Below are 26,079 nucleotides of genomic sequence, written 5' to 3' on the forward strand. Positions count from 1 at the left end.
CGCCGTCCGTTTTACGGCGGCGAGGATGTCAACATTCCTCACATCAAAACAGCACAATTACCTGTTATCTCCCGAAATAACAAACTACCATCGGTCAAATTGAGCAGCGGATCGGCAGCCCGTTCGGGATGAGGCATCATTCCTAGCACATTTCCTGCTTTATTGGTAATTCCTGCAATATTATTTAACGATCCGTTAGGATTTCCTGACTCATTTACCTCTCCTGTGGGAGTACAGTAACGAAAGAGAATTTGTCCGTTATCCTCTAGAGATTTTAACGTATCTTCTGCGGCATAATAACGCCCTTCCCCGTGAGCAATCGGCAAATTAAGCACCTGTTGCGGTTGATAACCCCGCGTCCAGACAGATTGATTATTTTCCACTTTTACCGGCACTCGATCGCAAATAAAATGTAAATCGCGATTACGAATTAACGCACCAGGTAGCAGCCCAATTTCCGTTAATACCTGAAAACCGTTACAGATGCCTAAAACTAATTTACCTTTTTCGGCTTCTTCTCGGACAGTTTTCATCGCTGGCGAAAATCGAGCGATCGCACCACAGCGCAAATAATCGCCGTAACTAAATCCCCCCGGCACCACAATCACATCCACATCCCCTAGATCCGTCTCTTGATGCCAAATATAGCGGGTGGGTTGCTGAAAAATACCCTCTGTCACCGTTGCCACATCTCGATCGCAATTCGATCCGGGGAAAACAATAATCCCAAACTTCATAATTTTTAACTTGGTTAAGTTTTTTAGCAGAAGGTGACAGATAAATTTTAATTATTTGCCCTACCTCCCGTCTTCTGACTTCTATCTACTGACAATGCAAATCAAAGCGATAATTTTCAATTACAGGATTAGCCAATAGTTGATCGCACATTTGATCCAATTGTTCGCGGGCGCTGGTTTCGTCTGCTGCTGTCACGGTAAGCTCAATATACTTACCAATTCGCACCCCGGCCACAGTATCATAACCTAATTGCTTTAATCCCGACTCTACCGCTGTACCCGCCGGATCGAGAACCGAAGGGCGCAGGGTAACATAAATAAAGCACTGATAATTTTTTGGCATAGAATTAACTTTGATCGCTGACCTTTTTGATATGAAATCCCAACGCACCCGATCGCAAGAGCGCATTATCCACTTACTCAAAACCTTAAATCGGGCAGTATCCGCTCAGGAATTGTTTGTGGAACTCCGTCAGCGTGACCAAAACATGGGGTTAGCCACTGTTTACCGCGCCCTAGAATCCCTAAAATTACAGGGTGCAGTGCAGGTGAGAACCCTAGCCACAGGAGAATCCCTCTACAGTTCCGTTCAGCAGGATCAACACCATCTTACCTGTATTCATTGCGGTCGGTCTATCGTCTTTAATGAGTGTCCCGTTCATGAATTGGAAGAAAAACTCGAAAAATCCCACCAATTCAAGGTTTATTACCATACTCTCGAATTTTTTGGACTTTGCGATCGCTGTCAACCTAGCTAAGTGTGGTGTGTACTACATTTAAACTGCTGATCGGGAAAATTTTAGTACAAATGCTCGGGCTGGCAACTCCAGAGCCGTCTTAGAACAGTTAAACTGTTGTTTGTCCCTGGGCTGTTTTCAGGGGGATTAACTCCGGTTGACTGTATTGATGATGACTGTTGAGGGGGGATAACAAGGGGAAAAAGAGCTGATGTAAACTAATTAATTGAGCGAGGGTTTTCTTGAGATGGGTACGGGGAACGATCGCATCGACAAACCCGTGTTTTAACAAGTATTCCGATGTTTGGAAACCTTCCGGCAATTTCTCGCGCAAAGTCTGTTCAATTACCCGTTTACCAGCAAAACCGATAGTAGCCTTTGGTTCAGCAATAATAATATCTCCCAACATGGCAAAACTGGCCGTGACTCCTCCCGTGGTGGGATTAGTCAAGACGGGAATATAAAGTAACTTTGCTTCCCGATGCCGGTTAAGAGCGCCAGAAATCTTGGCCATCTGCATTAAACTTAACATTCCCTCCTGCATTCTCGCCCCGCCGGAAGCGCAGATGATCACCAGGGGTAAACTTTCATCGGTAGCTCGTTCCGTCAAACGACAGAGTTTTTCTCCCACCACCGATCCCATGCTACCCCCCATAAAACGGAAGTCCATCACCCCTAAAGCTAAGGGTAAACCGTCGATTGTCCCCGTTCCTGTCCGGACAGCATCCGTCAGACCAGTTTTTTCTTGGGTTTCTCGCAGGCGATCGCTATAACTTTTCCGATCGCGAAATTTGAGCGGATCCGTCGGTCGAATCTGTTCATCAAGGGAATTCCAAGTATTAGCATCCACTAACTGGCGAATTCTTTCTTCACTTTCCACCCGATTATGATGACCGCAATCGAGACACACCAGTTGATTAGCTAATAAATCCTTCGTATAGGCCAAAACGCCGCAATTGGGGCATTTTGTCCATAAACCGTCGGCTATTTCCCGCTCCTGTTGTTGTTGAACCTTGGGTTCTGTTTTTTGGCGATTTGCAAACCAATCAAATAGAGACATAGTTTAAAATAAAGATAATTTATCGACTTTCTTCTAGAGGACTTAATAACAAAAGTGCTGTCCAGCGATCTTGGGGACGTACTTGTAGAGCGGACTGATGACCCTGGCCGCAATAAATACCAGGGCCAATAGCGATAACGCGACTGGGGATGTCGTGAGCTTTGAGCATTTCCTGCAGCCAATCGGCTTACCCTAGACTGGGGGTTGTTCTAATGGTGATCCAAGACACGGAAGACTATTGTATCAAGATTTAATTACAGGATAACTTTTTTACAACAAAGGGAAAAAAATGGTTTGATAGGCTGAGATGATCTTATCACTCCAAAAGACACTCATCAGAGCGCCGAGGGCAAGAAATGGCCCAAAGGGTATAGCTTGTTTTTTCCCCATTTTACCAAGAAAAATGCCCATAATACCGATCCCTGCCCCAATAGCGCAGGCCAGAAAAGCGGTGACTAATAATGCTTGCCATCCTAACCAAGCACCGATCATGGCCGCTAATTTCGCATCTCCTCCCCCCATGGCCTGTTGTCCGAGAGCAAAACTCCCCCCCCACCGGATTAGATCAAATAACCAGACTCCTAAAACCGCACTAGCGATCGCTGAAAAAAGATAGACAACACTTTGATTATTTTGCCAACCTAAAAGAGTCTGAAAAACTATCCCTAAAACTAATCCCGATTGGGTGAGGGAGTTAGGAAGCGTCATCGTGTCAAAATCAATCAAAGCTAAAGCTAATAACCAACTGAGGAGAATCCAATAGCCGAGGGTCTGCCAAGAAAAGCTAAAATCTCCTAAAACCAGACAAAATAATAAACCAGTAAAAGTTTCGATCGCTGGATAACGGACAGAAATCGGGGTTCTACACCAGCGACAGCGACCCCCTAGCCATAACCAGCCGAAAACGGGTATATTCTCGCTTTTCCCCAACCTATGGTGACATTTCGGACAGTGGGAAGGGGGATAAACTAGAGATATCCCCTGAGGTAATCTATAGATGACCACGTTTAAAAAACTGCCCACCGAGGCACCCAAAGCGAAGACAAAGGCAAAAGTAACTAGATGAAAGAGGGTTTCCATCCTTAAACTGGCAGATAATTGATTAGTTTGTCATCGCCTATTATAGGTGATAAAGATGCCACTATCTCCCCTCTTAAGCATCCAGTAATAATATTTCAGGTTCATCCCTAAAGGTGAATTTTCTTCTGGGCTTTTTTAGTGGATAATTAGCGGGGATAACCCTACATAATGGGTGTAAAACCGCACTATCAGCCCCAAGGGGAACCTGACAAAATTAAACTATCGCAGTCAACGAGGACAAATTAATGAAACCGATTGTTGAATCTTTTTACAACTGGTACAGCAGCAAAATTACTCACCCTAAATATCGTTGGATTATCATTCTGGGAACTATGGTTTATCTTTTTAGCCCCCTCGATATTTCTCCTGACATTTTCCCGATTATTGGTTGGATCGATGATGGTATTGTCCTCACCCTTTTAACCACGGAATTATCGCGATTAGTTCTTGATTATCGCACTCGCCGTCCCGGGAGAGTAAATCATCAAACTGAAGTTTCTTCCCCAACCAATACCGTTGATACCGATGCTGTGGAAGTCAGAAGTTAGAATTCGGAAGTCTCAATTTTGACTTCTGAATTCAGGAGATTGCTGTTATTTACTCTCCCCCCGCAACGCCCACGAATTGGTCTCCTCACACCCCACAGCCCATCGGGAGCATCTCACCTTTGTAACCCCTAAATCAGGTTTTTATGTCAAGCTATTTTGAAAGCATTGCTAGAAACCAGTTTTATGGATAAGTATAATTACTCACTTGCATAAATGAGATGCTCTCCCCTCGCCCCGCGTTCGGTCAGCTTTTTTTAGTTCGAGCAATGCCATACGCCAGTGTGGAAATTTTCTTACCCATCGCATCATACAGGTTCAATTCATCGCCAGCGTCATTCCAAATAGCCGTTTTACTGGCAAAAGAAAAACCACCAGTTTCAGAATGTACTTCGTTGGTATAAACCCGAAAAGTCTTGCCAGACGCTAAAACAGTATTTGCTGGGAAAGTAAATTGCTGCCTGGCACTGCCGACCGAAGTGATTTTCCAACCTGAAATATTGACGGGATGATTGCCGCGATTGCTAAGCTCAACATATTCGTCAGATTGTGTTTTCTTAACCAGTCCTTTATAAACCAAGTTAGACATAAACACGTCATCCTCTGCGGTGATGCTAAACTCTTCTGTTTCGATGGTCTTCGGTTTAGGTGGCTCAGAAGTTGCTGGCGAAGGCGTAGGTTCAGACCGTGCTGGTGCATTTGGATTAATATAGTCTGCGGTTGCAATCAGCCCTTGATTACTACCAGTCATTACAATGTTGGCAGTGGCATTTGGTAATAAACTGATTGAATTGCCGTTGTTTTGATAAAGGGTTTTCACATTGCTAAACAATGGATGGCTTGGGCTGGTAACCGCTAGGCTACCACTGATGTTGTTATAAACGCCGTCAAATTTCAAACCAAAAGCTGTCAAAAACGTATTCCATTGACGCGCCTCTGCTTGGCTGCCACCATGCCCTGTGCCTGCGCAAAGATAGACTTTACCGCCGTTTTTGACATAATCAATTAATACTTGATTATCAACTGGGTCGCCACCTACAAAAATGGCATCATATTGAGCCAATGCTACCGCATTAATGGCAATGTTCATGCCTTTTGTCCAAGTATGCCCAGCACCAGTCATGGTACGCTCAAGCGTTGCGCCGACCAATCCAAAGTTATTGGACAAAACATGAAATTTTCCCTGTGTCGTTCCTACAAAATATGTGGCAACATTCAACGCAAAAGTCGCGGTATCAGATACCGATTGAAAACCAGCATCGCTTAAAACCCACTCGTCATTATGAACAATAATTCGACCATTGGCTGGTTTTTCGATTGGTACAAACACGGGGGCATCATCGCCGCCCGTAATGGTTGATTTTGATTTTGTCATAATAATTTTCTCCAATGACTAACTACATAATATACAGAAAAGTGGCTCTTCGGTAATTTTTATCCTACATTCCGCACCTAGTCATTGAAATCAACAGTTGCTCTAGCCCTTGTATAGTAAAACTTTTAGCGATTACTAAGAATTATGAAGTGTCACACTCTAGTCAGCGATCGCTGGTTTAATGAGAGTTTATCTAGCCCATCTCCCTAAACTGAAATCAAAGAACTATCGACGGTGGACAAAAGTGTTTGCACCTCCTCATCGCTGGTTTGGGAAAAGTCCTCGTACCAAAGAGAAATTGATCTCAATTCGTAGGGTTTATGTAGGCAAATTACTCGATCAACTAATTTTTCTAATTGATCACAGACTTCCGGCGGGGCAACAGGAACAGCAATAATAATAGCAGCGGGATTTTCAGCCTTAAGGGTCAGAATCGCCGCTTTAATCGTTGCTCCCGTAGCGATCCCATCATCTACTAGAATAATCGTTTTTCCCGTCACGTCCGGAAAGGGGCGTTCACCTCGATACAAACGATCACGTCGCTCTAATTCGATCATTTCTTCCTTTGCTACCCGTTCCATCATCGCCTCCGATAGGTGCAAGTCTTCAACAACACTTTCATTGATTACCCGCACCCCATTCTGACCGATCGCCCCAAAAGCTAACTCTTTGCGCTCCGGTACACCTAATTTTCGCACCAAACACAGATCTAGCGGTAAATGTAACCTTTGGGCAATTTCAAAGGCGATCGGAACCCCACCCCGGGGCAAAGCCAACACTAGCGCTCTAGCACTATTGGTATATTCTGTCAAGTAAATAGCTAACAGTCTCCCAGCCGACCGCCGATCTTTGAGCAGATAAGTCATAATGCCCTCCTAGGGGCTAATCCCCATGGGGATCCCTAGTTTCCCCTGCCTTTATTCTATATTTCTCCGCTCATCTCTAGGGGAAATGTTAAGAAATTTAGCGAAGGCTTGACATTTTTTCAGCTAACCGCAGTTTTTCCAGGCTGGAGATCGGCTAAAATCTTAGGCAAAAGGGTTTTGTAAAGTTAGGTAACAAACATGAATCAAAGTTTAAGTGATGCGCTAGAGCCGATCGCCGCTGCCTTTCGCAGTCTCGGAACTCCCGAACCGATCGTTCATTGGGGACATCCAGTCATGATGGGGATCGTGGTTTTAGTTATGGGTAGTTATACTGCCTATGCCGGTTGGCAAAGCCGTTTAAGCCAAGATGGGGAAGTAGTAGCCAAAAATCGGGCTGATCACCGCAAACTCGCCCCCTGGCTGTTTTTATTTATCACTCTCGGTTACACCGGCGGTATTTTATCCCTAGTCATGCAGAAACATCCCATCCTCGAAAGCAGCCATTTTTGGACAGGATCGATCGCGATCGGTTTATTAGCTTTCAATGGATTATTGTCCCTAACTGGCTTCGCTGTCGGGAAAAAAGAACTTTTCCGGACTGTTCACGCCTATATCGGCAGTATTGCCCTAATTTTACTGCTGGTTCACGGTGTTTTTGGTCTTCAGTTAGGATTATCTCTCTAGTTGGTTTATTCATGGCCTCGGGTGGGCCAATTCCCACCCAGAAATTTTTCACCACAGAAGACTGTGGCCAAGGCCAATAATTGAAGAAATCATGACTTTAAGCGCTATTGTCGGGATTCTGCGTTTAGAATTAACAGTTAATTCACCAAGAAGGTATCGTCACGCAACGAGGAGATAGATATTTTGAAGAAAGTAGAAGCGATTATCCGACCCTTTAAACTGGAAGAGGTGAAAATCGCCCTAGTTAACGCGGGCATTGTCGGCATGACTGTCTCCGAAGTTAGAGGTTTCGGTCGTCAGAAAGGTCAATCGGAACGTTATCGCGGTTCCGAGTACACCGTCGAATTTCTCCAAAAACTCAAGATCGAGATCGTCGTCGAAGATAAGCAAGTCGATATGGTCGTCGATAAGCTGATTTCGGCAGCCCGTACCGGTGAAATCGGAGACGGTAAAATCTTTATCTCCCCCGTGGAACAGATCGTCCGCATCCGTACCGGAGAAAAAGACCTGCAAGCGATTTAACCTCCAAACAAGGGATGATAGTACAATGCTGTCATCCCCCCCCATTGAAACTAATCCCCATCAAGCAGTGTAACCTAATTTGATAGCGACCACCAACGACCGATTCCCCCAAACCAAAACTTTGTACCTCACCATTAAGATAAATACTATAATTGCAATCTGCTGAATATCAGTTTAAGCCTTGCTATAAAAGAGTTTTGCCAATTTTTTGGCTAAAAAAGTGCCAGAAACCTGAAGGGATGACAAGCAGATTGAAAGTGAGACAGGGTGTGGGGGATAGGGAAAAACCTTGAGACTTTCCCCGCAATGAAGACGAGAGAATTAAGTTAATCAATTTCAAGGGTGACAGCGAGGAGATTTTCCCAAAAAACCACAGGCTAGACCCTGCACCCAGCCTAGACTTCAACCTCATTGTCACCCCTTCCTTCAGCCAGACTAGATAGGATCATTGCCGGTGACTGAAAAAACCTCTTGCCTAAAAAGTCACAAATGTTATATAATGTTTGATCGTGGCCAAAATCGGTCTTAGGTGGTGCTAAAGGCACTACTGAGCAGAACCGCCTTGGTCGCTCGGTCTTCGCCGGGATACTGAAGATAAACCCTTTAAGTCCCCAAGAAACAAAGACCAGCAACAATCTAGGCAGAACCAGCAACCCTGTCTAGTCCTACTTACGAATTTAACGGGATGCCAGCTTAAATAACTCCAAAAAAGTCATTCAAGTTGGGCAGGCTGATAAAGCGGGAAAGATTTTTCTCGCTCCTATAGCCACGGCCACGTTATTTTTGATTGTCGTCTAGTAAAGATAAAGAGAACAATCCGTGTCTATCGGTATCCTCGGTACAAAACTGGGCATGACCCAAATCTTCGACAACAAAACGGGAGTCGCCATTCCCGTCACCGTCGTTCAAGCCGGTCCGTGTCCCGTCACCCAAGTCAAAACGAAAAAAACCGACGGTTATGAATCCATTCAAGTGGGATACAAAACCGTCAAAGAAAAAGCCCTCAACAAACCGCTACTCGGTCATTTAGCCAAAGCCGGTGTCTCCCCCCTGCGGCATTTAATCGAATACCGCATCGAGGACGCATCCGCCTACACTTTAGGTCAAGAAATTACCGCCGCTATCTTCCAAGAGGGCGATTTAGTCGATGTGGCTGGAACCACCATCGGACGGGGTTTCTCCGGCTATCAAAAACGCCATAACTTCAAGCGCGGTAACATGACCCACGGTTCCAAAAACCACCGTCTCCCCGGTTCCACCGGTGCCGGTACTACCCCCGGCCGGGTTTTCCCAGGTAAGAGAATGGCCGGACAATACGGAGCAACCCAAGTGACCATCCGCAAACTGTCCGTGGTCAAAATCGATAGCGAACGCAACCTGATCCTGATCAAAGGAGCCGTCCCGGGTAAACCAGGAACCCTGTTAAACATCACCCCCGCCAAGAAATTTGGTAAATAGGGCAAGGAAAGATTAAAGCCATGGTTAACTACACAGTCAAAAATTGGCAAGGGGAAGAAGCGGGAACAGGCACCCTGGAACTGAAAACCGCTAAACCCGAAACCGCCAAACATCTAATTCACCGCGTCGTCGTCAGCCATCTAGCGGCGGCCCGCCAAGGTAATGCCTCCAGCAAAACCCGCTCGGAAGTGCGCGGCGGTGGTCGCAAACCCTGGCGGCAAAAAGGCACCGGTCGGGCCCGGGCCGGTTCGATCCGTTCTCCCCTCTGGCGTGGTGGCGGTGTCATATTCGGACCAAAACCGAGAGATTTTGAGGTTAAGGTCAATCGCAAAGAGAAAAGATTAGCCCTGAGAACCGCTTTGATCAGCCAGGCCGATAACTTTATCGTGGTGGAAAGCTTCGCCGAACAATTCTCCCAACCCAAAACCAAAGAACTCACCGCTGCCTTAAGTCGCTGGGGAGCCAGTCCAGAGGAAAAAATTCTGCTGATTTTGACGGAAATTCCCGAAAATGTCTATTTATCGGGACGTAATATCTGCAATCTCAAAATTATTCGCGCCGATAGTCTCAACGTCTATGATGTCATCCTAGCCGATCGAGTTATCGCCACCGCCGCAGCCCTAGCTAAAATTGAGGAGGTCTATGGTGCTTAGAACTGAAGCCAGACAACTCGCCGATCTGATCCTAAAGCCGATCGTGACCGAGAAAGCCACCCTACTCCTAGAACAAAATAAATACGTCTTCGATGTCGCCTTGAAAGCGACCAAGCCGGAAATTCAAGCGGCGATCGAATTGCTGTTTGACGTGAAAGTAACGAAAGTGAACACCAGCCGCCCCTCTCGTCAGAAAAAACGCGTCGGCCGTTTCCTCGGTTACAAACCCCAATACAAACGCGCGATCGTGACCCTAGCAGCTGGCGACTCGATCGCCCTCTATCCTGACGTATAACCACCAAGAAACCCGATAACGGAAAACTAAACTATGGGTATTCGCTCTTTTAGACCTTTAACCCCCGGGACAAGGCAGGCGGCCATCTCCGACTTTAAAGAGATCACCAAAACCGAACCGGAAAAGTCCCTAACTCATCGCAAACACAGCAAACAAGGGCGTAATAATCGCGGTGTCGTTACCAGTCGTCACCGGGGCGGCGGCCATAAGCGCCTCTACCGGATTATCGATTTTCGTCGCGATAAACGGGATATTCCCGCCACAGTAGCGGCGATCGAGTACGATCCTAACCGTAACGCCCGCATTGCCCTACTTTTCTACAAAGACGGGGAAAAACGCTACATCATCGCCCCCGCCGGTTTAGGCGTTGGTGATACCGTCATCGCCGGGGAAAACGCTCCCTTCGAGGTCGGTAATGCCCTACCCTTAAGTCGCATCCCCCTAGGGACAGAAGTTCATAACATCGAACTCGTTCCTGGTCGCGGTGGTCAAATGGTGCGGGCTGCTGGTGGTTTCGCCCAAGTGGTAGCGAAAGAAGGCGATTACGTTACCATCCGCCTCCCCTCCAAAGAAGTACGCATGATCCGGCGTGAATGCTACGCCACCATCGGAAAAGTCGGTAACTCCGAAGCGAGAAACATCAGTCTCGGTAAAGCCGGCCGTACCCGTCACCGCGGTCAACGCCCCCATGTTCGGGGTAGCGTCATGAACCCAGTGGATCACCCGCATGGAGGTGGAGAGGGTCGCGCTCCGATCGGACGTTCCGGCCCGATGACTCCCTGGGGTAAACCCGCCCTCGGTCGCAAAACTCGCAACAAGAAAAAACGCAGTAGCGATCTCATCGTGCGCCGTCGTACCCAGGGTTAGAAATTATTACTTTACTTTTGACTGAAAATTATGGGTCGTTCACTGAAAAAGGGGCCATTTGTCGCCGGCCACCTGATGGAAAAAATCGAAAAACTCAACGCCCAGGGCAGTAAACAAGTGATTAAAACTTGGTCCCGGGCCTCGACAATCATTCCCGATATGGTCGGTCACACGATCGCCGTTCACAACGGCAAACAGCACGTTCCCGTCTATGTTTCCGAGCAGATGGTCGGTCATAAACTCGGTGAATTCGCTCCCACCCGCACCTTCCGTGGCCACGCCAAGAGCGACAAAAAAGCAGGACGGAAATAGATCGGTGGGCGGTTATCTTAAAACCGTCAGCCCCCGGTCAGCGTTCAGATAACCATGAGATGGTGGGTTACGGCGACTAGATAAATTAATAACTAAGTCTTATAAGTTGTCGTCGCCTAACCCACCCTACCTAACTGATAACTGATAACTGAAATGACCATCGATACCTCTAACGAAGTCAAAGCGATCGCCCGCTATATTCGGATGTCACCCCTGAAAGTCAGACGGGTACTCGATCAGATCCGCGGTCGCTCCTATCGGGAAGCCCTAATTATTCTCGAATTTATGCCCTACCGGGCCTGTGATCCGATTCTGAAAGTCCTGCGTTCCGCCGTTGCCAACGCCGAAAATAACGAAGGACTCGATCCCGCCACTTTGGTGGTTAGCCAAGCCTTTGCCGATGGCGGACCGACCCTAAAACGTTTTCGACCCCGGGCCCAAGGCCGCGCCTACCAAATTCGCAAACCCACCTGTCATATCACCGTCGCCGTCGCTCCTAGCAACAAAGACTAATCACCTTAACTAAAAAAACCACAATGGGACAAAAAATCCATCCCCTCGGTTTTCGTCTCGGCGTTATCAAAGATCACAAATCTTGCTGGTATGCCGACGCGAAACGTTACCCCGAATTAGTGCAAGAAGATCGCCGCATTCGTGAATACGTCGAGAAAAACCTCGCTAATGCCGGTATCGCCGATATTCGCATCGAACGTAAGGCCGATCAAGTAGATATTTCCATCCATACCGCTCGCCCTGGGGTCGTCGTCGGTCGTGGTGGTACGGGAATCGAACAGCTGCGCCTAGGTTTGCAAAAAGCCCTCGGTGGCCAGCGTCAAATTCGTATTAACGTCATCGAAGTGGCTCGCGTTGATGCCGATGCCAATCTGATCGCCGAATACATAGCCCAACAACTAGAAAGACGGGTTTCCTTCCGTCGTGTGGTGCGGCAAGCTATCCAACGGGCGCAAAGGGCTGAAGTCAAAGGGATCAAAATTCAAGTTAGCGGCCGTCTCAACGGGGCAGAAATCGCTCGGACTGAATGGGTGCGGGAAGGACGAGTTCCCCTGCATACCCTGCGGGCCGATATCGATTACTCCTATAAAACCGCCAGCACCATCTACGGGATTCTAGGGGTGAAAGTTTGGATCTTTAAGGGCGAAATTATCCCCGGCCAAGAAGAAATTGCCGCCGCCGTTCCCGCTCAAGCACCGCGCCGTCAACAGCGTCGTCGTCAACAGTTTGAAGATCGCTCTAGCGAAGGCTGATCCCTAATATTTATCAGTGGTAAATAGCTCATGTTAAGTCCCAAAAGAACAAAATTCCGCAAACAACAGCGCGGACGGATGCGCGGGCTGGCCACCGGCGGAAATACGATTAATTTCGGCGATTTCGCCCTGCAAGCCACCGAACCCTGTTGGATTACTTCCCGTCAAATCGAAGCCGCCAGACGGGCAATGACTCGTTATATCCGTCGGGGTGGCAAAATCTGGATCCGCGTTTTTCCTGATAAACCTGTCACCCAACGAGCCGCAGAAACTCGGATGGGTTCCGGGAAAGGTTCCCCCGAATTCTGGGTGGCCGTGGTTAAACCGGGGTTCATTATGTTTGAAATTGCCGGGGTAGCCGAACCAGTGGCCCGGGAAGCAATGCGCCTAGCCGCCCAAAAATTACCGATTAAGACCAAATTTATCACTCGCGAGGAGGATTTTGTCTAATGGCTCTACCGAAAATCGCCGAAGTGAGGAAGATGAGTGATGACGACATCGCCGACGCTATCCTCGCTGCCAAAAAGAAACTGTTTGAATTGCGTTTGCAACAGGCCACCCGCCGATTGGAAAAAACCCACGAATTCAAACACACCCGCCACCGTCTCGGCCAATTATTGACCGTAGAACGGGAGCGCCAACTAGCCCAGTCCACCCCGGAGGCATAACCCGCTATGGCAGTTAAAGAAAGAGTTGGGGTAGTGGTCAGCGACAAAATGGATAAAACCGTAGTGGTAGCCATTGAAAACCGCTCTCCTCACCCTAAATACGGCAAAATCGTCGTAAAAACCCAGAAATTTAAGGCTCACGACGCAGAAAATCAAGCCAAACAAGGCGATCGAGTTCGCATTCGTGAAACCCGCCCCCTCAGTAAAACCAAACGTTGGGAAGTGGCGGAAATATTAACCGATAGTTAAATTTCACCTAGGTAAAAACCGTGATTCAACAACAAACCTACTTAAATGTCGCTGACAATAGCGGGGCGCGGAAACTAATGTGTCTGCGGGTGCTGGGAACAGGTAACTGTACCTACGGTGGCATCGGTGACAAAATTATCGCCGTGGTTAAGGACGCTATCCCCAATATGCCCGTGAAAAAATCCGATGTGGTCACTGCGGTGATTGTGCGGACCCGTCAAACCGTCCGTCGCGATAGTGGCATGAGCATCCGTTTTGATGATAACGCCGCCGTGATTATTAATAATGACGGTAATCCCAAAGGTACGCGGGTTTTTGGTCCGGTCGCTCGGGAATTGCGCGATAAAAACTACACCAAAATTGTTTCCTTAGCCCCAGAAGTTCTCTGATCAAAGTGAAAAGTACCAAGGCAATTGGCTGATGGCTAGTCTAAAACTTTTCACACCTTGAGGTCAAAAAAAATGAGTAAGAAAAACATTCAAACCCCACCCCAAAGGCAAAAAATGCACGTTAAAAAAGGGGATGTCGTTCAAGTAATCGCCGGTTCCGATAAGGGCAAGGTGGGCGAAATTTTACGCGCTTTACCCCAAGAAAGTACCGTGGTGGTCAAGGGAGTTAATATCCGCACCAAACATACTAAACCCCAACAGGAAGGGGAATCGGGTCAAATCGTTACCTACGAAGCACCGATTCACAGTTCCAAAGTGATGCTTTATTCCGAGAAGAAAAAAATCGCCAGTCGGGTGGGTTATACCTTTACCGAAGACGGTCGGAAAGTGCGGATACTGAAGAAAACTGGCGAAATTATCGATTAGTTTCCCATCAATTCTAGTTCCTGACCAAGCCCAGGAAAAGCAAGCAGCAAAACTATGAGCCAAAAACTAAAAACCACCTATCAAGAAACCATTGTTCCTAAACTGAAAGAACAATTTGGTTATACCAATATCCACCAAGTACCTAAAGTTATCAAAATTACTGTTAACCGCGGTCTTGGGGAAGCTTCACAAAACGCCAAAGCTTTGGAGTCTTCCAAGGAGGAACTGTCCACCATCACCGGACAACAACCGGTAGTGACTAGAGCTAAAAAAGCGATCGCTGGCTTTAAAATTCGCGAAGGAATGCCCGTGGGTGTCATGGTGACATTGCGCGGCGATCGAATGTACGCTTTTTTAGACCGTCTCATTAATCTGGCCTTACCACGCATTCGCGACTTTCGCGGTATCAGCGGTAACAGTTTTGATGGTCGTGGTAACTACAGTTTAGGCATTCGTGAACAGTTGATCTTCCCTGAAATTGAATACGACAAAATCGATCAAATTCGCGGGATGGACATCTCAATCATCACCACCGCTAAAAACGACGAAGAAGGACGCGCCCTCCTCAAAGAGATGGGAATGCCCTTTAGATAAATCAATCAAGAGAAAAGTAAACAGTGACCAGTAAATAAGTGAACAGTGAACAGCAAACAGTAAACAGTAAACAGTGATTCAGTCAAAAGACAGCAGGAAACTGCTATTTAATACTACTCACTTAATACTCAAATCTGATAACTGATAACTGATAACTGACCACTGATGTTGATCCCAATTTAGGAGAAAAACAGGTAATTCATGTCTGCTAACGATACCATCTCGGATATGCTGACCCGCATCCGTAACGCTTGCGCGGTTCGGCAGACCACTACTCAAATTCCCACCACGCGGATGACGCGCAGTATTGCCCAAGTTCTCAAGGACGAAGGCTTTATTGCTGACTTTGAGGAAGTGGGTGAGGGGATTAAATCTCAATTAGTTCTTTCCCTCAAATATAAAGGCAAAAACCGTCAACCGATCATTACTACCCTCACCAGAGTCAGTAAACCGGGCCTGCGAGTTTATTCCAACAGTAAAGACTTACCTCGCGTCCTCGGTGGCATTGGCATCGCCATTGTTTCCACCTCTAAAGGCATTATGACCGATCGCGAAGCGCGTAAACAAAACGTTGGCGGCGAAGTCCTTTGCTACATCTGGTAAACAAGGATAAGCTATCAGCCGTCAGCCTTTCCAAGTTTAAACCCGATAGCTGACCCACTGATAACTCTTCCCTGATAACTCTTCCCTGATAACTGATAACTGTTATGTCTCGTATTGGCAAACGCCCGATTCCTATTCCCAATAAAGTCACCGTCGATATCGATGGTGCTACCGTGACGGTGAAAGGACCCAAAGGAACTCTCCAGAGAACCCTACCCACCGCCGTCGCCATCAATAAAGATGGCGAAACCCTGCTCGTTACCCGTCAAGACGATTCGCGTACCGCCAGAGAACGCCACGGACTCTGTAGAACTCTAGTAGCCAACATGGTGGAAGGAGTTGCTACTGGTTTTCAAAAACGCCTCGATATCCAAGGGGTGGGCTACCGCGCCCAGGCGCAGGGTAGTAAATTAGTTCTTAATGTTGGTTACAGTAAACCCGTGGAGATGGAGATGCCCGATGGTGTTTCCGTCGCCGTAGAAAACAACACCCAAGTTATCGTCAGTGGCATCGACAAAGAAGCGGTCGGTAACATTGCCGCTAAAATCCGCGAAGTTCGTCCCCCCGAACCTTATAAAGGAAAAGGGATTCGCTATCTTGGTGAAGTTGTCCGTCGCAAAGTTGGTAAAGCTGGCGGTAAAGGCGCTAAAGGCGGTAAAGGAGGTAAAAAATAAACCATGAAACTTAGTCGCAAAGAATCAGTCCGTCGTCGTCACCAGCGTGTGCGTCGCAAAATTAATGGCACTGCTGAACGGCCGCGTTTATCCGTATTTCGTTCTAATAACCACATCTACGCCCAAATTATCGACGACGTAGCCCAACACACCCTCGCTGCCGCTTCTACCCTAGAGGCAACCTTGCGCGGGGAATTAGAATCCACCGCTACCCAAGAAGCCTCGGCTGCCGTGGGTAAACTGGTGGCCCAACGGGCCCTAGACAAAGGCATCGAACAAGTGGTTTTTGATCGCGGTGGCAATCTCTATCACGGTCGCGTCAAAGCCTTAGCAGAAGCGGCTCGGTCAGCCGGCTTAAACTTCTAAAATATCCTTTCAACACTGATAAAACTATGGCAAAACGTCGCAAAGGCAACCGCGAAAAAGAAAAAGAAACCACTTGGCAAGAGCGGGTCATCCAGATCCGCCGGGTTAGTAAAGTGGTTAAGGGTGGTAAAAAACTCAGCTTCCGGGCCATTGTCGTGGTCGGTAATGAAAACGGCCAGGTGGGAGTGGGAGTCGGCAAAGCAGGGGACGTTATCGGGGCCGTCCGTAAAGGCGTGGCCGATGGCAAAAAACAACTAATTGAAGTCTCCTTAACTAAGGCTAGTTCTATCACTCACCTCACCCGGGGTGCTTCCGGAGGCGCTCAAGTGATTATGCGTCCGGCTGCTCCGGGGACTGGGGTTATTGCCGGGGGTGCTGTCCGTACCGTTTTAGAATTGGCTGGGGTAAAAAATATCCTCGCTAAACAACTCGGTAGCGATAACCCCCTCAATAACGCTAGAGCCGCCGTTAACGCCCTGGAAACTCTCCGCACTTTCTCGGAAGTTGCTAAGGATCGAGGCGTATCTATAGAACATTTGTACACATAGAGAAATCACCATGAAACTCCACGAAATCGCCCCCCAACCGGGGTCAACTAAACGCCGTCGTCGTGTGGGACGGGGTGTCTCGGCCGGCCAGGGCGCTAGCTGCGGTCTGGGAATGCGCGGACAAAAATCTCGCTCTGGGACGGGGACTCGTCCCGGTTTTGAGGGGGGACAAATGCCCCTCTATCGTCGGGTGCCGAAATTAAAGCATTTTCCTTTGGTTAACCCCCGTCAATACACGATCGTTAATCTGAGAAAATTAGCTTCTTTACCCGCTAATACGGAAGTTACCTTGGAAAGTCTCCTAAAAGCTAACATTCTCACCAGCAACGACGGTCCTTTAAAAGTTTTGGGTGATGGTGAAATTACCGTTCCCCTCAAGGTGAAGGCCGCCGCTTTTAGCAATAGTGCTAAAGAGAAAATTACCGCCGCTCAAGGTACTTGGGAAGAGATATAAATTTCCCAGCAGATTAGGAGACAGGAGACAGGAGACAGGAGGCAAAAGGCAAAAGGTAAAGGGCAGCTTTGTTCTCCCCACACCCCACACCCCACACCCTAACACCCAATCCCCACACCCTAACACCCAATCCCCAAGACCGGATTGCTATATCATAAGAAACACAGGGGAAATCTTAAAAAAATCGAGAAAGTTTTCCCCCTCGATTACTTTTTCCCATAAAAAAAACTGCACTAGAGGTAACTGTTAATGGTCGTCAGTCGTGATAAGGCTCCCACGGCACAGGAAACGTTTATGCAAATGGCACAAGCGGCCGGTTTACGCGGTCGCTTGTTGATTACATTGGGTTTACTGGTTCTGCTCCGTTTTGGGATGTTTGTACCGATCCCCGGTTTGGATCGGGCAAGATTAGCAGAAATTATTCAAAGTAACGCCGCTTTGGGAATCCTTGACCTGTTTACTGGGGGAGGATTATCGACGTTAGGGATTTTTGCCCTCGGCATTCTTCCCTATATCAACGCCTCAATTATCGTGCAACTACTCACCGCGGCCCTTCCTTCTTTGGAAGATTTACAGAAAAATGAAGGAGAGGCAGGACGGCGAAAAATTGCCCAAATTACCCGTTATATTGCCTTTGCTTGGTCAATTATTCAAAGTATCGGTATTACTCTCGGTTTATTGGTGGCTAACGGCGTTGTGGCTGGAACTTTACCCTCGATCGCCGCTACGGTTCTCGCTTTAGTGGCCGGTTCTATGTTCGTGATGTGGATTTCGGAACTGATTACGGAACGCGGTCTGGGAAATGGAGCATCTTTGCTGATTTTTGTCAACATTGTCGCTGTTTTACCAAAAACCCTCGGTGATACGATTACTTTTGCTCAACAGGGGGGGCGACAGGCGATCGCTCAAGTGGTGATTCTCTTGCTGGTTTTCTTGGTGATGATTATCGGCATTGTTTTTGTTCAGGAGGGAACCCGTCGGATTCCGATTGTTTCTGCCCGTCGTCAAGTGGGTCGTCGTCTCTATCGGGAAAGAACCAGTTATCTACCCCTACGACTCAATCAAGGGGGCGTAATGCCGATTATTTTCGCCTCCGCAGTGTTGGTCTTACCTTTTCAATTGGTGCAAGCTTTACCCACGGATAACCCGGTCGGTCAGGTTTTAGTCCAGTTGGTTAATGCCCTGCGTCCCGATAGTTGGGGTTATGTGGCTTTTTATAGCTTACTAATTCTCGGTTTTAGTTTCTTCTACGCTTCCCTGATCGTTAACCCCAAGGATATGTCCCAAAACCTGAAAAAAATGGGGACCAGTATTCCGGGGATTCGACCGGGGACCGCTACTACTAATTATCTGGAAGGGGTGCTGAATCGTCTCACCCTTTTGGGCGCTCTCTTTTTAAGTTTGGTGGCTACTGTGCCGACTGTAGTAGAAAGCGCCACCGGTGTCACCACTTTTCGCGGTTTGGGGGCAACTTCCCTATTAATTCTGGTGGGGGTGGCGATCGATACGGCGAAACAAATTCAAACCTATGTCATCTCTCAACGCTATGAGGGCATGATTAAACAGTAGTTAGATAGTCAGCCAGTGACCTTTTAGCGGTTACTGGTTGTTTTTTCCCTTAAAACCCTATATTTAATCCTTGACATCCTCGCCGCCGTAAACGGACGGTGATTCCCAAACCTCACGATTTAGGTTTCTGCTTGGGGTCCCGAAGGATTTTTCGCACCTGCCTTAACAGATTTACTCTGTTCTGGTCTTATGGTCGCTCTACAGACTGACACCGCAAGCCCTGCGGCCAAAATATTTTTACTCGCGTTAATATCTCGGTCATGGTGTGTCCCACAGTCTGGACAATCCCATTCTCGAACATTTAACGGCATTTTCTCAGCAATATACCCGCAATTACTACACCTTTTAGAGCTAGGAAACCATCTATCTATTTCGATGTAATTTCTCCCATACCAACGGCATTTATAGGCTAATTGTCGAGTGATTTCTCCCCAGCTTACATCAGATATTGCCTGAGATAACTTGGGGTTTTTGACCATATTCTTAACGGCTAAATTCTCAACCACAATCGTTTGGTTTTCACGAACTAATTGAGTGGTTAGCTTATGTAGATGGTCTTTTCTACTATCGGTGATTTGAGCGTGAATCTTGGCTACTTTGATTCTTGCTTTTTCCCGATTTTTTGACCCTTTCTGTTTTCTAGAAAGGCTTTTTTGGGCCTTTCGCAGTCTCCGATAATGCTTTTTAAAGTGCTTAGGATTAGATACTTTGTCACCATCGCTGGTAATCACAAGGCTACTAATTCCTAAGTCAATTCCGATGGCTTTATCTGTTACTGGTAATGGCTTAATTGTTGGGTCATCAAATCTAATTGAGATATGCCAACGTCCAGAAGGATGTAATCTGACTGTTACTGTACTTGGGTCACAGCTTTCTGGTATTTGTCTTGACCATCGAATAGGTAAAGGTTCTGTGCATTTGGCTAAATAGATTTGTCTGTCTTTGAATTTAAAAGCAGACTTAGTAAATTCGGCACTTCCTCCCTGATGTTTTTTCTTAAAGTTAGGATACTTAGTACGACCAGTAAAGAAAGTAGTAAAAGCTGTTTGTAAATGTCTTAACCCTTGTTGTAAAGGTACACAGCTAACTTCATTGAGAAAGTTTAATTCTTCTTGTTTTTTCCAATCGGTTAGCATTGAAGAAGTTTGAGCGTAGCCTACTCTTTCTTGCTTTTCATACCAAGCTTGTGTTCGTTCGTGGAGAGCTTTATTGTAAACCAATCTTACACATCCCAAAGTGCGCCGCAATAGCGACTCTTGTTCTGGTGTCGGGTAAAATCGGTAAGAATAGGCTTTTTCCATACCTCACATTTTAGCATATATTTCGTAAATGTGCTAATATTTAACAGTAAAGCCGTCGTAGAACGACGGGGTTTCAGACCCAAATTTTCGATGAGCAAACGGATCGGTGTGATATTTTTGGGACCGCCCGGATCGGGAAAAGGTACCCAAGCGGCAAAATTAGCGGAATCTCTGACGATTCCCCATATTTCTACTGGTGAAATTTTACGTCAAGCAATTACAGAGAAGACAGAACTTGGTCAGCAAGCACAAGCTTATGTGGAAAAGGGCGAATTAGTCCCCGATGAGTTGTTATTAGGTTTAATTCAGGAACGTTTAAAACAGCCTGACAGTGCTAAGGGTTGGATTCTTGATGGTTTTCCCCGCACGGTGGCACAGGCGAGCTTTTTAGACGCATTACTGGAAGAATTGGCCGATAGTTACACATTTGTGGTTAATTTGGCTGTACCAGATACGGTCTTAATTGAGCGTCTCATGCAACGGGGTCGTCAAGATGATACTAAAGAAACGATCGCCCGTCGCCTACAGGTTTATATCGACCAAACTGCCCCCGTTTTAGATTATTACGGTCAAAAGGGGACTCTTAACCATATCGACGGTAATCAACCGATGGACGCGGTTACTGCCGCTCTAACAGCAGTTGTCATTCCTGTGTAAAGTTTCTCTCAGCGATCAGTAATCAGTAATCAGTCAGTAAAAATTACCACTTTTTATAAGTTTTTTATATCAAACAAGCTTTAATAGTTGAGAATATTTAAATTCACATTTCGCAATATTTATCTTTTCTTAAGAATTTATTGAAAATAATTCTCATTTGTTTACGAGGTTGCAATACTTCCAGCGATTATAGTATAATTTCGCAGTATGAAATGATGGGTTCCTCTGTGCTTTTTGGGGTTTTTAGCTGTCTGTTGATCCTGAAAACCCTTGCTAAATCTACACTCACCTATTCAGCAACAGCAATAAATGGCAGTTAAAGAGCCTTTTTTCAGCCAACCCGTTGATCAATTAATTGTGTAGTTTTGTTGCAAAGAGAAAGTTTTTTTGACAAAAAGAACAAAGTGTGCTGCTGAGTGATCTATATTGCTTGTATTTATTCTCCCCTCTCCCCACAGCCCAATCTCCTAGAAGGGAAACTTTACCCTTGCCCCTGCGTCTTGAGCTTCTAAGCAAACAAGCGCCACGCTTGCGATAGAATAGATTGGACTTAGCCTAAATGGGGTCAGCGAAAGAATGTGCGGAATTGTTGGCTATATCGGAACCCAAACAGCGATCGATATTCTCCTAGCTGGATTGGAACGTTTAGAATATCGGGGTTATGATTCGGCAGGGATTGCCACAATTCTCGAAGGTGAATTACATCGAGTCCGCGCCCAGGGAAAACTCTACAATCTGCGAGAAAAATTAGAACAGGAAGTTAATCCCTCCCAAATTGGCATCGGTCACACCCGTTGGGCAACCCACGGCAAACCCATAGAAAGTAATGCCCATCCCCACACCGATAACAGTCAACGGGTGGCAGTGGTACAGAATGGCATTGTCGAAAATTTTCAGGCATTAAGAACAGAATTAAAGGGGAAAGGCTGCATATTTGACTCGGAAACCGACACAGAAGTTATTCCCCATCTAATCGCCAGTTATCTACCCAAACCTACCGATGAAGAAGACTTAGGGGTGAGTCCTTTCCTCAAGGCAGTTTTAAGGGCGATCGAACGTTTAGAGGGTGCTTTTGCCCTAGGGGTGATTAGTCCCGATTATCCCGATGAATTGATTGTCGTGCGGCAACACGCCCCTTTAATCATCGGTTTCGGTCAAGGGGAGTTTTTCTGTGCCTCCGATGTTAGTGCTTTGGTTCCCCATACCCGGGCAGTGCTGTCCTTGGATAATGGCGAAATCGCTCGGTTAACACCCTTGGGAGTAGAAATTTATAATTTTGAAGGGAAAAGAGTCCGTAAAAGCCCCAGAGTCCTCGATTGGAGTCCGACCAACGTAGAAAAACAGGGCTATCGTCACTTCATGCTCAAGGAAATCCACGAACAACCAGGAGTGGTGCGCGACTGTTTAGGGACCTATCTGCATCCCCATTGGACAGCACAAAATGGGGATAATGTCAACCCGATAAATCTTAATTTTTCTGAGGAAATTTACGAAAATTTAGAACATATTCAGATTTTAGCCTGTGGGACCAGTTGGCACGCTAGTTTAGTGGGTAAATACTTGATTGAGCAGTTGGCGGGTATTCCCACAAGGGTACAGTACGCCTCGGAATTTCGCTATGCACCCACCCCCCTGATGCCCAATACTTTAACTATCGGGGTGACACAATCGGGGGAAACAGCCGACACTTTAGCGGCTTTGGAAACGGAAAAACAGCGTCGTTTAGGATTAGAAAAAAAATATCAGGCCCGGATTATCGGGATTACTAATCGCCCCGAAAGTACCCTAGCACAAATGGTCGATCAGATTATTAATACCCAAGCGGGGATCGAAATCGGGGTGGCGGCAACTAAGAGTTTTACCGCCCAGTTATTGGGTTTTTATCTCTTAGCTTTGGATTTATCCTATCGTCGTCAAACTCTGTCTTTAGAGAGAATCGAGGAAATTATTAATCAAATGCGATCGCTGCCAAGATCGATCGAAACTGTCTTAGAAACACAGGAAAAAGCGATCGAAGAATTGGCCCATGAATTTAATGACACCCAGGACTTTATTTTCTTGGGACGGGGGATTAATTTCCCCATCGCTTTAGAAGGGGCCTTAAAACTCAAAGAAATCAGTTATATTCATGCGGAAGGCTATCCCGCCGGAGAAATGAAACACGGACCAATTGCGCTTTTAGATGCAAAAGTTCCCGTAGTAGCGATTGCGATGCCGGGGATAGTTTATGATAAGGTTCTCTCCAATGCACAGGAAGCAAAAGCAAGGGATGCGCGGTTATTGGGAGTAGTTGCTGACAGCGATACGGAAGCACCAAAAGTCTTTAATGATTTGTTGTATGTGCCGGAAATTGAGGAATTATTATCGCCAATTTTAACAGTAATTCCCCTACAATTGCTCTCCTATCATATCGCAGCCCGTCGCGGTTTAGACGTGGATCAGCCGCGCAATTTAGCCAAAAGTGTCACGGTGGAATAGGGTTCGGTTGGGGGAGATTCAGCTAATCTAAGGATAGGCGGTTAAAATGCGTCTTAGCTTACATGGGCATTTTAATTTTTTATTCTTGATAAACATCTTGTCGGTGTCCGATTCTAGTAACCTTTATTATTTTATCATTATCCTCTATTGTGTAAACAATGCGGTAATCACCAACACGAAGCCGATACATTTTATCTTCTCCTTTTAGTTTTACAACACCAGAGGGACGGGGATCTTGCTGTAATTTCTCAAGACTGTCACTCACCCGTTGCCTAATCGAAGAAGGTAATTTTTTAAATTCTTTAGCCGCAGAGGTTTTCAATCGAATTTGATAATTACTCATCGAATGTATTTTCTGTTTCTAATTCTTGTTTTAATTCATCCCAAGAAATTTCTGATTCATTTTCTCGACTACGAGAGACTAAAATATCAGAAAAGTCTTCCCAAAGCTCTCCCCATTCTTCTAAGTCAATGAGAACAGCTTTCTTTTCCCCTTTTTCATTAATCACAAAGTTAATTCCTTTCATAATTGTTTGATAACTTGAACTTATATAGGAGCGATCAATCTTTGTGTCCTTTGTGTCTTTGTGGTTTGTTCCACCTCCTCGCCAGTTTTAAGTAGGTAGGCGTTAAAAATTATCAGATGCCCCCCTTATCAAGGGGGGACTAAGGGGGGATCGGCACTCCCCTTATCAAGGGGGGCAGGGGGGATCGAACCTAAAATCCATCTTTAATTCAATTATAACCAGCTACTTAGAATATATTTTACCCAGAAAACCTAAGAGATCCCCCGATTTTCAGTACAATATTACTGCAATATTAAAAGCAGTGAACGAGTAAACAGCGATGATCACCGGCGAATTAAAATCAAAAATAGATAAACTTTGGACAACCTTCTGGAATAACGGCATTAGTAACCCGCTTTCGGTAATCGAGCAGATTTCCTATTTACTCTTCATCAAGCGCCTAGATGACCTAGAACTAGCTAAGGAGCGTAAATCCCAACGATTAGGCGAAAACCTCGAAAATCCCACCTTTACCCTCAGCCAACAGCATATCCGTTGGTCCCACTTCAAAAATCTCGATGATGCCGAGACAATGCTCCAGATTGTCCGGGATGAAGCGTTTCCCTTTATCAAAGATCTGGGACAGTTTTCTAAGGGTAGCACCTACGCTAAACACATGAAGGACGCGGTGTTTCTCATCGCCTCCCCGGCCCTGCTGGCCACGGTAATCGAGCAAATTGAAAAAATCCCCATGGAGGATCGGGACACCAAGGGAGACCTTTACGAGTATATGCTCTCGAAACTGAGTACAGCCGGGACTAACGGACAGTTTCGCACACCGCGCCATATTATCAAAATGATGGTGGAGTTATTAGCACCGGGACCCCGGGAGGTTATCTGTGATCCGGCCTGTGGCACAGGAGGCTTTTTAGTGGCGGCTGCCGAGTATGTGCGGGAGTTAAAGGACAGTGAGGGGGGACGTTTGCTCCATGAACGCGGCAACCTAGAGCATTTCAATAACCAAATGTTCCACGGTTTTGATTTCGATGGGACGATGTTACGCATCGGCAGCATGAACCTGATGTTACATGGTATCGAGCAGCCGATTATCGAGGCCCGGGATTCCCTATCGGAGGATCACGCCGGGGTAGAGGATAGTTTTACCATGATTCTGGCTAATCCACCGTTTAAGGGTTCGCTGGAGAAGTCCACTATTGCCAAGGATTTATCGAAAATCATCGACACCACTAAAACCGAGTTATTATTCATGGCCCTGTTTTTGCGCTTGCTGAAGACGGGGGGAAAAGGTGCGGTAATTGTGCCGGATGGGGTGCTATTTGGCTCGTCCAAGGCCCATAAGGACATCCGCACCATCTTGGTAGAAGAACATAAGCTAGAGGGGGTGATATCGATGCCGTCGGGGGTGTTTAAACCTTACGCGGGGGTATCTACCGCAATCCTGATTTTTACGAAGCTGGGGGTAAGGGAAAAGGGGACTGACTTCGTTTGGTTTTATGACATGGTGGCGGATGGTTTCTCTCTCGATGATAAGCGCCAACCGATTGCCGATAATGATATCCCGGACTTGCTGCGCTGTTGGCAGCAACGCGACTCCGCTAAGGATACCAATCGCCAAGCAAAGGCGTTTTTTGTGCCTCGCGAGGAGATTCAGGCCAATGCTTATGATCTATCAATTAACCGCTATAAGGAGATAGAGTACGAGGAAGTGAGCTATGAGCCGCCGAAGGTGATTTTACAGAAGTTAAGAGATTTAGAGGCTGATATTCGTCAGGATTTGGACGCATTAGAGGAGATGTTAGGAGATTAGGAGATGAAAAATCTACAGCCATTAGACCTACATCCTCTCAAAACCGAATCCGAGTATGAGGCCGCTTTACTGGAGATTGAGTCGCTTCTGGAAGTACCTCCGGGGACACCGGAAGCAGCGCGCTTAGATTTGCTTGCCACACTGCCATCCGATCCCCCCCAACCCCCCTTAAAAAGGGGGGAGAAGAGTTTATAGTAGGGTGGGTTAGACGGCAACAATCTAGGCGTTAAAGTCAATCTAACAATCCGTCGTAACCCACCGCTTTAGTCAACCGAAAGGATGTTTGATTTATGTTTGAAAATAAGATTGATCA

General features: G+C 46.6%; 37 protein-coding genes. 27 read left to right on the top strand and 10 right to left on the bottom strand.

Going from position 1 to position 26,079, the window contains the following annotated elements:
* Positions 1-38: 38 nt before the first annotated feature.
* Together purQ and purS are read right to left on the bottom strand one after the other, a co-directional pair.
* Positions 39-737 carry a phosphoribosylformylglycinamidine synthase subunit PurQ gene (purQ, locus tag ACQY1Y_RS06165; RefSeq protein ID WP_002732490.1) on the bottom strand — a complete coding sequence of 233 codons (699 nt, stop codon included), beginning with the start codon at positions 735-737 and terminating at the stop codon, positions 39-41.
* Between the two features lie 85 nt (positions 738-822).
* Positions 823-1,080 carry a phosphoribosylformylglycinamidine synthase subunit PurS gene (gene purS, locus ACQY1Y_RS06170; protein ID WP_002732994.1) on the bottom strand — a complete coding sequence of 86 codons (258 nt, stop codon included), beginning with the start codon at positions 1,078-1,080 and terminating at the stop codon, positions 823-825.
* A 31-nt stretch (positions 1,081-1,111) separates the two neighbouring features.
* Between purS and ACQY1Y_RS06175 the strand changes: the two genes are divergently transcribed.
* Complete coding sequence (locus ACQY1Y_RS06175; RefSeq protein WP_002734059.1) at positions 1,112-1,495, top strand: Fur family transcriptional regulator; 384 nt, start codon at positions 1,112-1,114, stop codon at positions 1,493-1,495.
* Positions 1,496-1,583: 88 nt separating this feature from the next.
* On the opposite strand, the gene accD is transcribed toward ACQY1Y_RS06175, so the two are convergent.
* The 3 genes from accD to ACQY1Y_RS06190 all read right to left on the bottom strand — a co-directional run bounded on the left by accD (position 1,584) and on the right by ACQY1Y_RS06190 (position 3,614).
* Entirely contained in the window at positions 1,584-2,534 is a 951-nt protein-coding gene (gene accD / locus ACQY1Y_RS06180) for an acetyl-CoA carboxylase, carboxyltransferase subunit beta (RefSeq protein ID WP_002734108.1), read from the bottom strand.
* Positions 2,535-2,553: 19 nt separating this feature from the next.
* Positions 2,554-2,703, bottom strand: a complete 150-nt coding sequence (locus ACQY1Y_RS06185; protein ID WP_002753920.1) for a hypothetical protein — start codon at positions 2,701-2,703, stop codon at positions 2,554-2,556.
* Between the two features lie 101 nt (positions 2,704-2,804).
* Complete coding sequence (locus tag ACQY1Y_RS06190) at positions 2,805-3,614, bottom strand: prepilin peptidase (RefSeq protein WP_430014192.1); 810 nt, start codon at positions 3,612-3,614, stop codon at positions 2,805-2,807.
* Positions 3,615-3,859: 245 nt separating this feature from the next.
* Here ACQY1Y_RS06190 and ACQY1Y_RS06195 point away from each other — a divergent pair, with 245 nt between their 5' ends.
* On the top strand, positions 3,860-4,162 hold the full coding sequence (locus tag ACQY1Y_RS06195) for a YkvA family protein (RefSeq protein ID WP_430014193.1): 303 nt from the start codon (positions 3,860-3,862) through the stop codon (positions 4,160-4,162).
* A gap of 244 nt (positions 4,163-4,406) precedes the next feature.
* Here ACQY1Y_RS06195 and ACQY1Y_RS06200 read toward each other — a convergent pair whose 3' ends face one another.
* Both ACQY1Y_RS06200 and ACQY1Y_RS06205 read right to left on the bottom strand, forming a co-directional pair.
* Entirely contained in the window at positions 4,407-5,534 is a 1,128-nt protein-coding gene (locus ACQY1Y_RS06200) for a lamin tail domain-containing protein (RefSeq protein ID WP_002734271.1), read from the bottom strand.
* Between the two features lie 206 nt (positions 5,535-5,740).
* The gene (locus tag ACQY1Y_RS06205) at positions 5,741-6,400 is read right to left on the bottom strand and encodes a phosphoribosyltransferase (protein WP_002732903.1); all 660 of its coding nucleotides are present in this window, start codon (positions 6,398-6,400) and stop codon (positions 5,741-5,743) included.
* A 198-nt stretch (positions 6,401-6,598) separates the two neighbouring features.
* Between ACQY1Y_RS06205 and ACQY1Y_RS06210 the strand changes: the two genes are divergently transcribed.
* From ACQY1Y_RS06210 to secY, 21 genes are all read left to right on the top strand, one after another.
* Entirely contained in the window at positions 6,599-7,084 is a 486-nt protein-coding gene (locus tag ACQY1Y_RS06210) for a DUF4079 domain-containing protein (RefSeq protein WP_430014194.1), read from the top strand.
* Positions 7,085-7,267: 183 nt separating this feature from the next.
* Positions 7,268-7,606, top strand: coding sequence for a P-II family nitrogen regulator (locus ACQY1Y_RS06215; protein ID WP_002746593.1), 339 nt, complete (start codon positions 7,268-7,270; stop codon positions 7,604-7,606).
* A gap of 819 nt (positions 7,607-8,425) precedes the next feature.
* Positions 8,426-9,064, top strand: coding sequence for a 50S ribosomal protein L3 (gene rplC / locus ACQY1Y_RS06220; protein ID WP_151695071.1), 639 nt, complete (start codon positions 8,426-8,428; stop codon positions 9,062-9,064).
* Positions 9,065-9,084: 20 nt separating this feature from the next.
* A complete protein-coding gene (gene rplD / locus ACQY1Y_RS06225; protein WP_002732765.1) occupies positions 9,085-9,717 on the top strand; it encodes a 50S ribosomal protein L4 in 633 nt (210 codons plus the stop codon).
* On the top strand, positions 9,707-10,012 hold the full coding sequence (locus ACQY1Y_RS06230; RefSeq protein WP_002753910.1) for a 50S ribosomal protein L23: 306 nt from the start codon (positions 9,707-9,709) through the stop codon (positions 10,010-10,012). Before rplD ends, ACQY1Y_RS06230 begins: the two co-directional genes overlap by 11 nt.
* Positions 10,013-10,045: 33 nt before the next feature.
* On the top strand, positions 10,046-10,879 hold the full coding sequence (gene rplB / locus ACQY1Y_RS06235) for a 50S ribosomal protein L2 (protein ID WP_430014195.1): 834 nt from the start codon (positions 10,046-10,048) through the stop codon (positions 10,877-10,879).
* A gap of 30 nt (positions 10,880-10,909) precedes the next feature.
* The gene (gene rpsS, locus ACQY1Y_RS06240) at positions 10,910-11,191 is read left to right on the top strand and encodes a 30S ribosomal protein S19 (protein ID WP_002753908.1); all 282 of its coding nucleotides are present in this window, start codon (positions 10,910-10,912) and stop codon (positions 11,189-11,191) included.
* A gap of 153 nt (positions 11,192-11,344) precedes the next feature.
* Positions 11,345-11,704 (top strand): 50S ribosomal protein L22, encoded by a 360-nt coding sequence (gene rplV, locus ACQY1Y_RS06245; protein WP_002746605.1) that lies wholly within the window; start codon positions 11,345-11,347, stop codon positions 11,702-11,704.
* A 23-nt stretch (positions 11,705-11,727) separates the two neighbouring features.
* On the top strand, positions 11,728-12,456 hold the full coding sequence (gene rpsC / locus ACQY1Y_RS06250; protein WP_002733683.1) for a 30S ribosomal protein S3: 729 nt from the start codon (positions 11,728-11,730) through the stop codon (positions 12,454-12,456).
* Positions 12,457-12,486: 30 nt separating this feature from the next.
* On the top strand, positions 12,487-12,906 hold the full coding sequence (gene rplP, locus ACQY1Y_RS06255; protein WP_002734310.1) for a 50S ribosomal protein L16: 420 nt from the start codon (positions 12,487-12,489) through the stop codon (positions 12,904-12,906).
* The gene (gene rpmC, locus ACQY1Y_RS06260; RefSeq protein ID WP_002731956.1) at positions 12,906-13,124 is read left to right on the top strand and encodes a 50S ribosomal protein L29; all 219 of its coding nucleotides are present in this window, start codon (positions 12,906-12,908) and stop codon (positions 13,122-13,124) included. Before rplP ends, rpmC begins: the two co-directional genes overlap by 1 nt.
* 6 nt (positions 13,125-13,130) lie before the next feature.
* A complete protein-coding gene (rpsQ, locus tag ACQY1Y_RS06265) occupies positions 13,131-13,373 on the top strand; it encodes a 30S ribosomal protein S17 (RefSeq protein ID WP_002734070.1) in 243 nt (80 codons plus the stop codon).
* 20 nt (positions 13,374-13,393) lie between these two features.
* Complete coding sequence (gene rplN / locus ACQY1Y_RS06270) at positions 13,394-13,762, top strand: 50S ribosomal protein L14 (RefSeq protein ID WP_002732358.1); 369 nt, start codon at positions 13,394-13,396, stop codon at positions 13,760-13,762.
* Between the two features lie 72 nt (positions 13,763-13,834).
* Complete coding sequence (gene rplX / locus ACQY1Y_RS06275; RefSeq protein WP_002733835.1) at positions 13,835-14,188, top strand: 50S ribosomal protein L24; 354 nt, start codon at positions 13,835-13,837, stop codon at positions 14,186-14,188.
* Positions 14,189-14,242: 54 nt separating this feature from the next.
* On the top strand, positions 14,243-14,782 hold the full coding sequence (gene rplE, locus ACQY1Y_RS06280) for a 50S ribosomal protein L5 (RefSeq protein ID WP_002734750.1): 540 nt from the start codon (positions 14,243-14,245) through the stop codon (positions 14,780-14,782).
* Between the two features lie 201 nt (positions 14,783-14,983).
* Complete coding sequence (gene rpsH / locus ACQY1Y_RS06285; RefSeq protein WP_002734721.1) at positions 14,984-15,385, top strand: 30S ribosomal protein S8; 402 nt, start codon at positions 14,984-14,986, stop codon at positions 15,383-15,385.
* 104 nt (positions 15,386-15,489) lie between these two features.
* Positions 15,490-16,059, top strand: a complete 570-nt coding sequence (gene rplF / locus ACQY1Y_RS06290) for a 50S ribosomal protein L6 (protein WP_069475528.1) — start codon at positions 15,490-15,492, stop codon at positions 16,057-16,059.
* Between the two features lie 3 nt (positions 16,060-16,062).
* Complete coding sequence (gene rplR / locus ACQY1Y_RS06295) at positions 16,063-16,425, top strand: 50S ribosomal protein L18 (RefSeq protein ID WP_002753900.1); 363 nt, start codon at positions 16,063-16,065, stop codon at positions 16,423-16,425.
* A 26-nt stretch (positions 16,426-16,451) separates the two neighbouring features.
* On the top strand, positions 16,452-16,973 hold the full coding sequence (rpsE, locus tag ACQY1Y_RS06300) for a 30S ribosomal protein S5 (RefSeq protein ID WP_002733669.1): 522 nt from the start codon (positions 16,452-16,454) through the stop codon (positions 16,971-16,973).
* A 10-nt stretch (positions 16,974-16,983) separates the two neighbouring features.
* Positions 16,984-17,427 (top strand): 50S ribosomal protein L15, encoded by a 444-nt coding sequence (gene rplO, locus ACQY1Y_RS06305; protein ID WP_002731743.1) that lies wholly within the window; start codon positions 16,984-16,986, stop codon positions 17,425-17,427.
* A gap of 249 nt (positions 17,428-17,676) precedes the next feature.
* Positions 17,677-18,996, top strand: coding sequence for a preprotein translocase subunit SecY (gene secY, locus ACQY1Y_RS06310; protein ID WP_002753894.1), 1,320 nt, complete (start codon positions 17,677-17,679; stop codon positions 18,994-18,996).
* A gap of 119 nt (positions 18,997-19,115) precedes the next feature.
* Here the strand turns inward: secY and ACQY1Y_RS06315 are convergent, their stop codons facing one another.
* Complete coding sequence (locus ACQY1Y_RS06315) at positions 19,116-20,297, bottom strand: RNA-guided endonuclease InsQ/TnpB family protein (RefSeq protein ID WP_430014196.1); 1,182 nt, start codon at positions 20,295-20,297, stop codon at positions 19,116-19,118.
* A gap of 90 nt (positions 20,298-20,387) precedes the next feature.
* On the opposite strand from ACQY1Y_RS06315, the gene ACQY1Y_RS06320 reads away from it, so the two are divergent.
* Both ACQY1Y_RS06320 and glmS read left to right on the top strand, forming a co-directional pair.
* Positions 20,388-20,954 (top strand): adenylate kinase, encoded by a 567-nt coding sequence (locus ACQY1Y_RS06320; protein ID WP_046660588.1) that lies wholly within the window; start codon positions 20,388-20,390, stop codon positions 20,952-20,954.
* A gap of 576 nt (positions 20,955-21,530) precedes the next feature.
* Positions 21,531-23,432 (top strand): glutamine--fructose-6-phosphate transaminase (isomerizing), encoded by a 1,902-nt coding sequence (gene glmS / locus ACQY1Y_RS06325; RefSeq protein ID WP_430014197.1) that lies wholly within the window; start codon positions 21,531-21,533, stop codon positions 23,430-23,432.
* 79 nt (positions 23,433-23,511) lie between these two features.
* On the opposite strand, the gene ACQY1Y_RS06330 is transcribed toward glmS, so the two are convergent.
* Both ACQY1Y_RS06330 and ACQY1Y_RS06335 read right to left on the bottom strand, forming a co-directional pair.
* Positions 23,512-23,775 carry a type II toxin-antitoxin system RelE family toxin gene (locus ACQY1Y_RS06330; RefSeq protein WP_002733564.1) on the bottom strand — a complete coding sequence of 88 codons (264 nt, stop codon included), beginning with the start codon at positions 23,773-23,775 and terminating at the stop codon, positions 23,512-23,514.
* Positions 23,768-23,959, bottom strand: coding sequence for a hypothetical protein (locus ACQY1Y_RS06335; RefSeq protein WP_002734734.1), 192 nt, complete (start codon positions 23,957-23,959; stop codon positions 23,768-23,770). The genes ACQY1Y_RS06330 and ACQY1Y_RS06335 overlap by 8 nt, the downstream gene beginning before the upstream one ends.
* Positions 23,960-24,278: 319 nt before the next feature.
* Here ACQY1Y_RS06335 and ACQY1Y_RS06340 point away from each other — a divergent pair, with 319 nt between their 5' ends.
* Together ACQY1Y_RS06340 and ACQY1Y_RS06345 are read left to right on the top strand one after the other, a co-directional pair.
* On the top strand, positions 24,279-25,766 hold the full coding sequence (locus ACQY1Y_RS06340) for a type I restriction-modification system subunit M (protein ID WP_430014198.1): 1,488 nt from the start codon (positions 24,279-24,281) through the stop codon (positions 25,764-25,766).
* A 3-nt stretch (positions 25,767-25,769) separates the two neighbouring features.
* Positions 25,770-25,961: a hypothetical protein gene (locus ACQY1Y_RS06345; RefSeq protein WP_311131730.1), complete on the top strand. Its 192-nt coding sequence runs from the start codon at positions 25,770-25,772 to the stop codon at positions 25,959-25,961.
* The last annotated feature ends 118 nt before the right edge of the window (positions 25,962-26,079 follow it).

The organism is Microcystis ichthyoblabe FBCC-A1114 (genome assembly GCF_050500245.1).
Lineage (GTDB): Bacteria > Cyanobacteriota > Cyanobacteriia > Cyanobacteriales > Microcystaceae > Microcystis > Microcystis ichthyoblabe_A.

Excerpts from the sequence above, each read along its gene's own strand:
- purQ (WP_002732490.1), bottom strand. The coding sequence starts at position 737 with ATGAAGTTTGGGATTATTGTTTTCCCCGGATCGAATTGCGATCGAGAT.
- purS (WP_002732994.1), bottom strand. The coding sequence starts at position 1,080 with ATGCCAAAAAATTATCAGTGCTTTATTTATGTTACCCTGCGCCCTTCG.
- ACQY1Y_RS06175 (WP_002734059.1), top strand. The coding sequence starts at position 1,112 with ATGAAATCCCAACGCACCCGATCGCAAGAGCGCATTATCCACTTACTC.
- accD (WP_002734108.1), bottom strand. The coding sequence starts at position 2,534 with ATGTCTCTATTTGATTGGTTTGCAAATCGCCAAAAAACAGAACCCAAG.
- ACQY1Y_RS06185 (WP_002753920.1), bottom strand. The coding sequence starts at position 2,703 with ATGCTCAAAGCTCACGACATCCCCAGTCGCGTTATCGCTATTGGCCCT.
- ACQY1Y_RS06190 (WP_430014192.1), bottom strand. The coding sequence starts at position 3,614 with ATGGAAACCCTCTTTCATCTAGTTACTTTTGCCTTTGTCTTCGCTTTG.
- ACQY1Y_RS06195 (WP_430014193.1), top strand. The coding sequence starts at position 3,860 with ATGAAACCGATTGTTGAATCTTTTTACAACTGGTACAGCAGCAAAATT.
- ACQY1Y_RS06200 (WP_002734271.1), bottom strand. The coding sequence starts at position 5,534 with ATGACAAAATCAAAATCAACCATTACGGGCGGCGATGATGCCCCCGTG.
- ACQY1Y_RS06205 (WP_002732903.1), bottom strand. The coding sequence starts at position 6,400 with ATGACTTATCTGCTCAAAGATCGGCGGTCGGCTGGGAGACTGTTAGCT.
- ACQY1Y_RS06210 (WP_430014194.1), top strand. The coding sequence starts at position 6,599 with ATGAATCAAAGTTTAAGTGATGCGCTAGAGCCGATCGCCGCTGCCTTT.
- rplD (WP_002732765.1), top strand. The coding sequence starts at position 9,085 with ATGGTTAACTACACAGTCAAAAATTGGCAAGGGGAAGAAGCGGGAACA.
- ACQY1Y_RS06230 (WP_002753910.1), top strand. The coding sequence starts at position 9,707 with ATGGTGCTTAGAACTGAAGCCAGACAACTCGCCGATCTGATCCTAAAG.
- rplB (WP_430014195.1), top strand. The coding sequence starts at position 10,046 with ATGGGTATTCGCTCTTTTAGACCTTTAACCCCCGGGACAAGGCAGGCG.
- rpsS (WP_002753908.1), top strand. The coding sequence starts at position 10,910 with ATGGGTCGTTCACTGAAAAAGGGGCCATTTGTCGCCGGCCACCTGATG.
- rplV (WP_002746605.1), top strand. The coding sequence starts at position 11,345 with ATGACCATCGATACCTCTAACGAAGTCAAAGCGATCGCCCGCTATATT.
- rpsC (WP_002733683.1), top strand. The coding sequence starts at position 11,728 with ATGGGACAAAAAATCCATCCCCTCGGTTTTCGTCTCGGCGTTATCAAA.
- rplP (WP_002734310.1), top strand. The coding sequence starts at position 12,487 with ATGTTAAGTCCCAAAAGAACAAAATTCCGCAAACAACAGCGCGGACGG.
- rpmC (WP_002731956.1), top strand. The coding sequence starts at position 12,906 with ATGGCTCTACCGAAAATCGCCGAAGTGAGGAAGATGAGTGATGACGAC.
- rpsQ (WP_002734070.1), top strand. The coding sequence starts at position 13,131 with ATGGCAGTTAAAGAAAGAGTTGGGGTAGTGGTCAGCGACAAAATGGAT.
- rplX (WP_002733835.1), top strand. The coding sequence starts at position 13,835 with ATGAGTAAGAAAAACATTCAAACCCCACCCCAAAGGCAAAAAATGCAC.
- rplE (WP_002734750.1), top strand. The coding sequence starts at position 14,243 with ATGAGCCAAAAACTAAAAACCACCTATCAAGAAACCATTGTTCCTAAA.
- rpsH (WP_002734721.1), top strand. The coding sequence starts at position 14,984 with ATGTCTGCTAACGATACCATCTCGGATATGCTGACCCGCATCCGTAAC.
- rplF (WP_069475528.1), top strand. The coding sequence starts at position 15,490 with ATGTCTCGTATTGGCAAACGCCCGATTCCTATTCCCAATAAAGTCACC.
- rplR (WP_002753900.1), top strand. The coding sequence starts at position 16,063 with ATGAAACTTAGTCGCAAAGAATCAGTCCGTCGTCGTCACCAGCGTGTG.
- rpsE (WP_002733669.1), top strand. The coding sequence starts at position 16,452 with ATGGCAAAACGTCGCAAAGGCAACCGCGAAAAAGAAAAAGAAACCACT.
- rplO (WP_002731743.1), top strand. The coding sequence starts at position 16,984 with ATGAAACTCCACGAAATCGCCCCCCAACCGGGGTCAACTAAACGCCGT.
- secY (WP_002753894.1), top strand. The coding sequence starts at position 17,677 with ATGGTCGTCAGTCGTGATAAGGCTCCCACGGCACAGGAAACGTTTATG.
- ACQY1Y_RS06315 (WP_430014196.1), bottom strand. The coding sequence starts at position 20,297 with ATGGAAAAAGCCTATTCTTACCGATTTTACCCGACACCAGAACAAGAG.
- ACQY1Y_RS06320 (WP_046660588.1), top strand. The coding sequence starts at position 20,388 with ATGAGCAAACGGATCGGTGTGATATTTTTGGGACCGCCCGGATCGGGA.
- glmS (WP_430014197.1), top strand. The coding sequence starts at position 21,531 with ATGTGCGGAATTGTTGGCTATATCGGAACCCAAACAGCGATCGATATT.
- ACQY1Y_RS06330 (WP_002733564.1), bottom strand. The coding sequence starts at position 23,775 with ATGAGTAATTATCAAATTCGATTGAAAACCTCTGCGGCTAAAGAATTT.
- ACQY1Y_RS06335 (WP_002734734.1), bottom strand. The coding sequence starts at position 23,959 with ATGAAAGGAATTAACTTTGTGATTAATGAAAAAGGGGAAAAGAAAGCT.
- ACQY1Y_RS06340 (WP_430014198.1), top strand. The coding sequence starts at position 24,279 with ATGATCACCGGCGAATTAAAATCAAAAATAGATAAACTTTGGACAACC.
- ACQY1Y_RS06345 (WP_311131730.1), top strand. The coding sequence starts at position 25,770 with ATGAAAAATCTACAGCCATTAGACCTACATCCTCTCAAAACCGAATCC.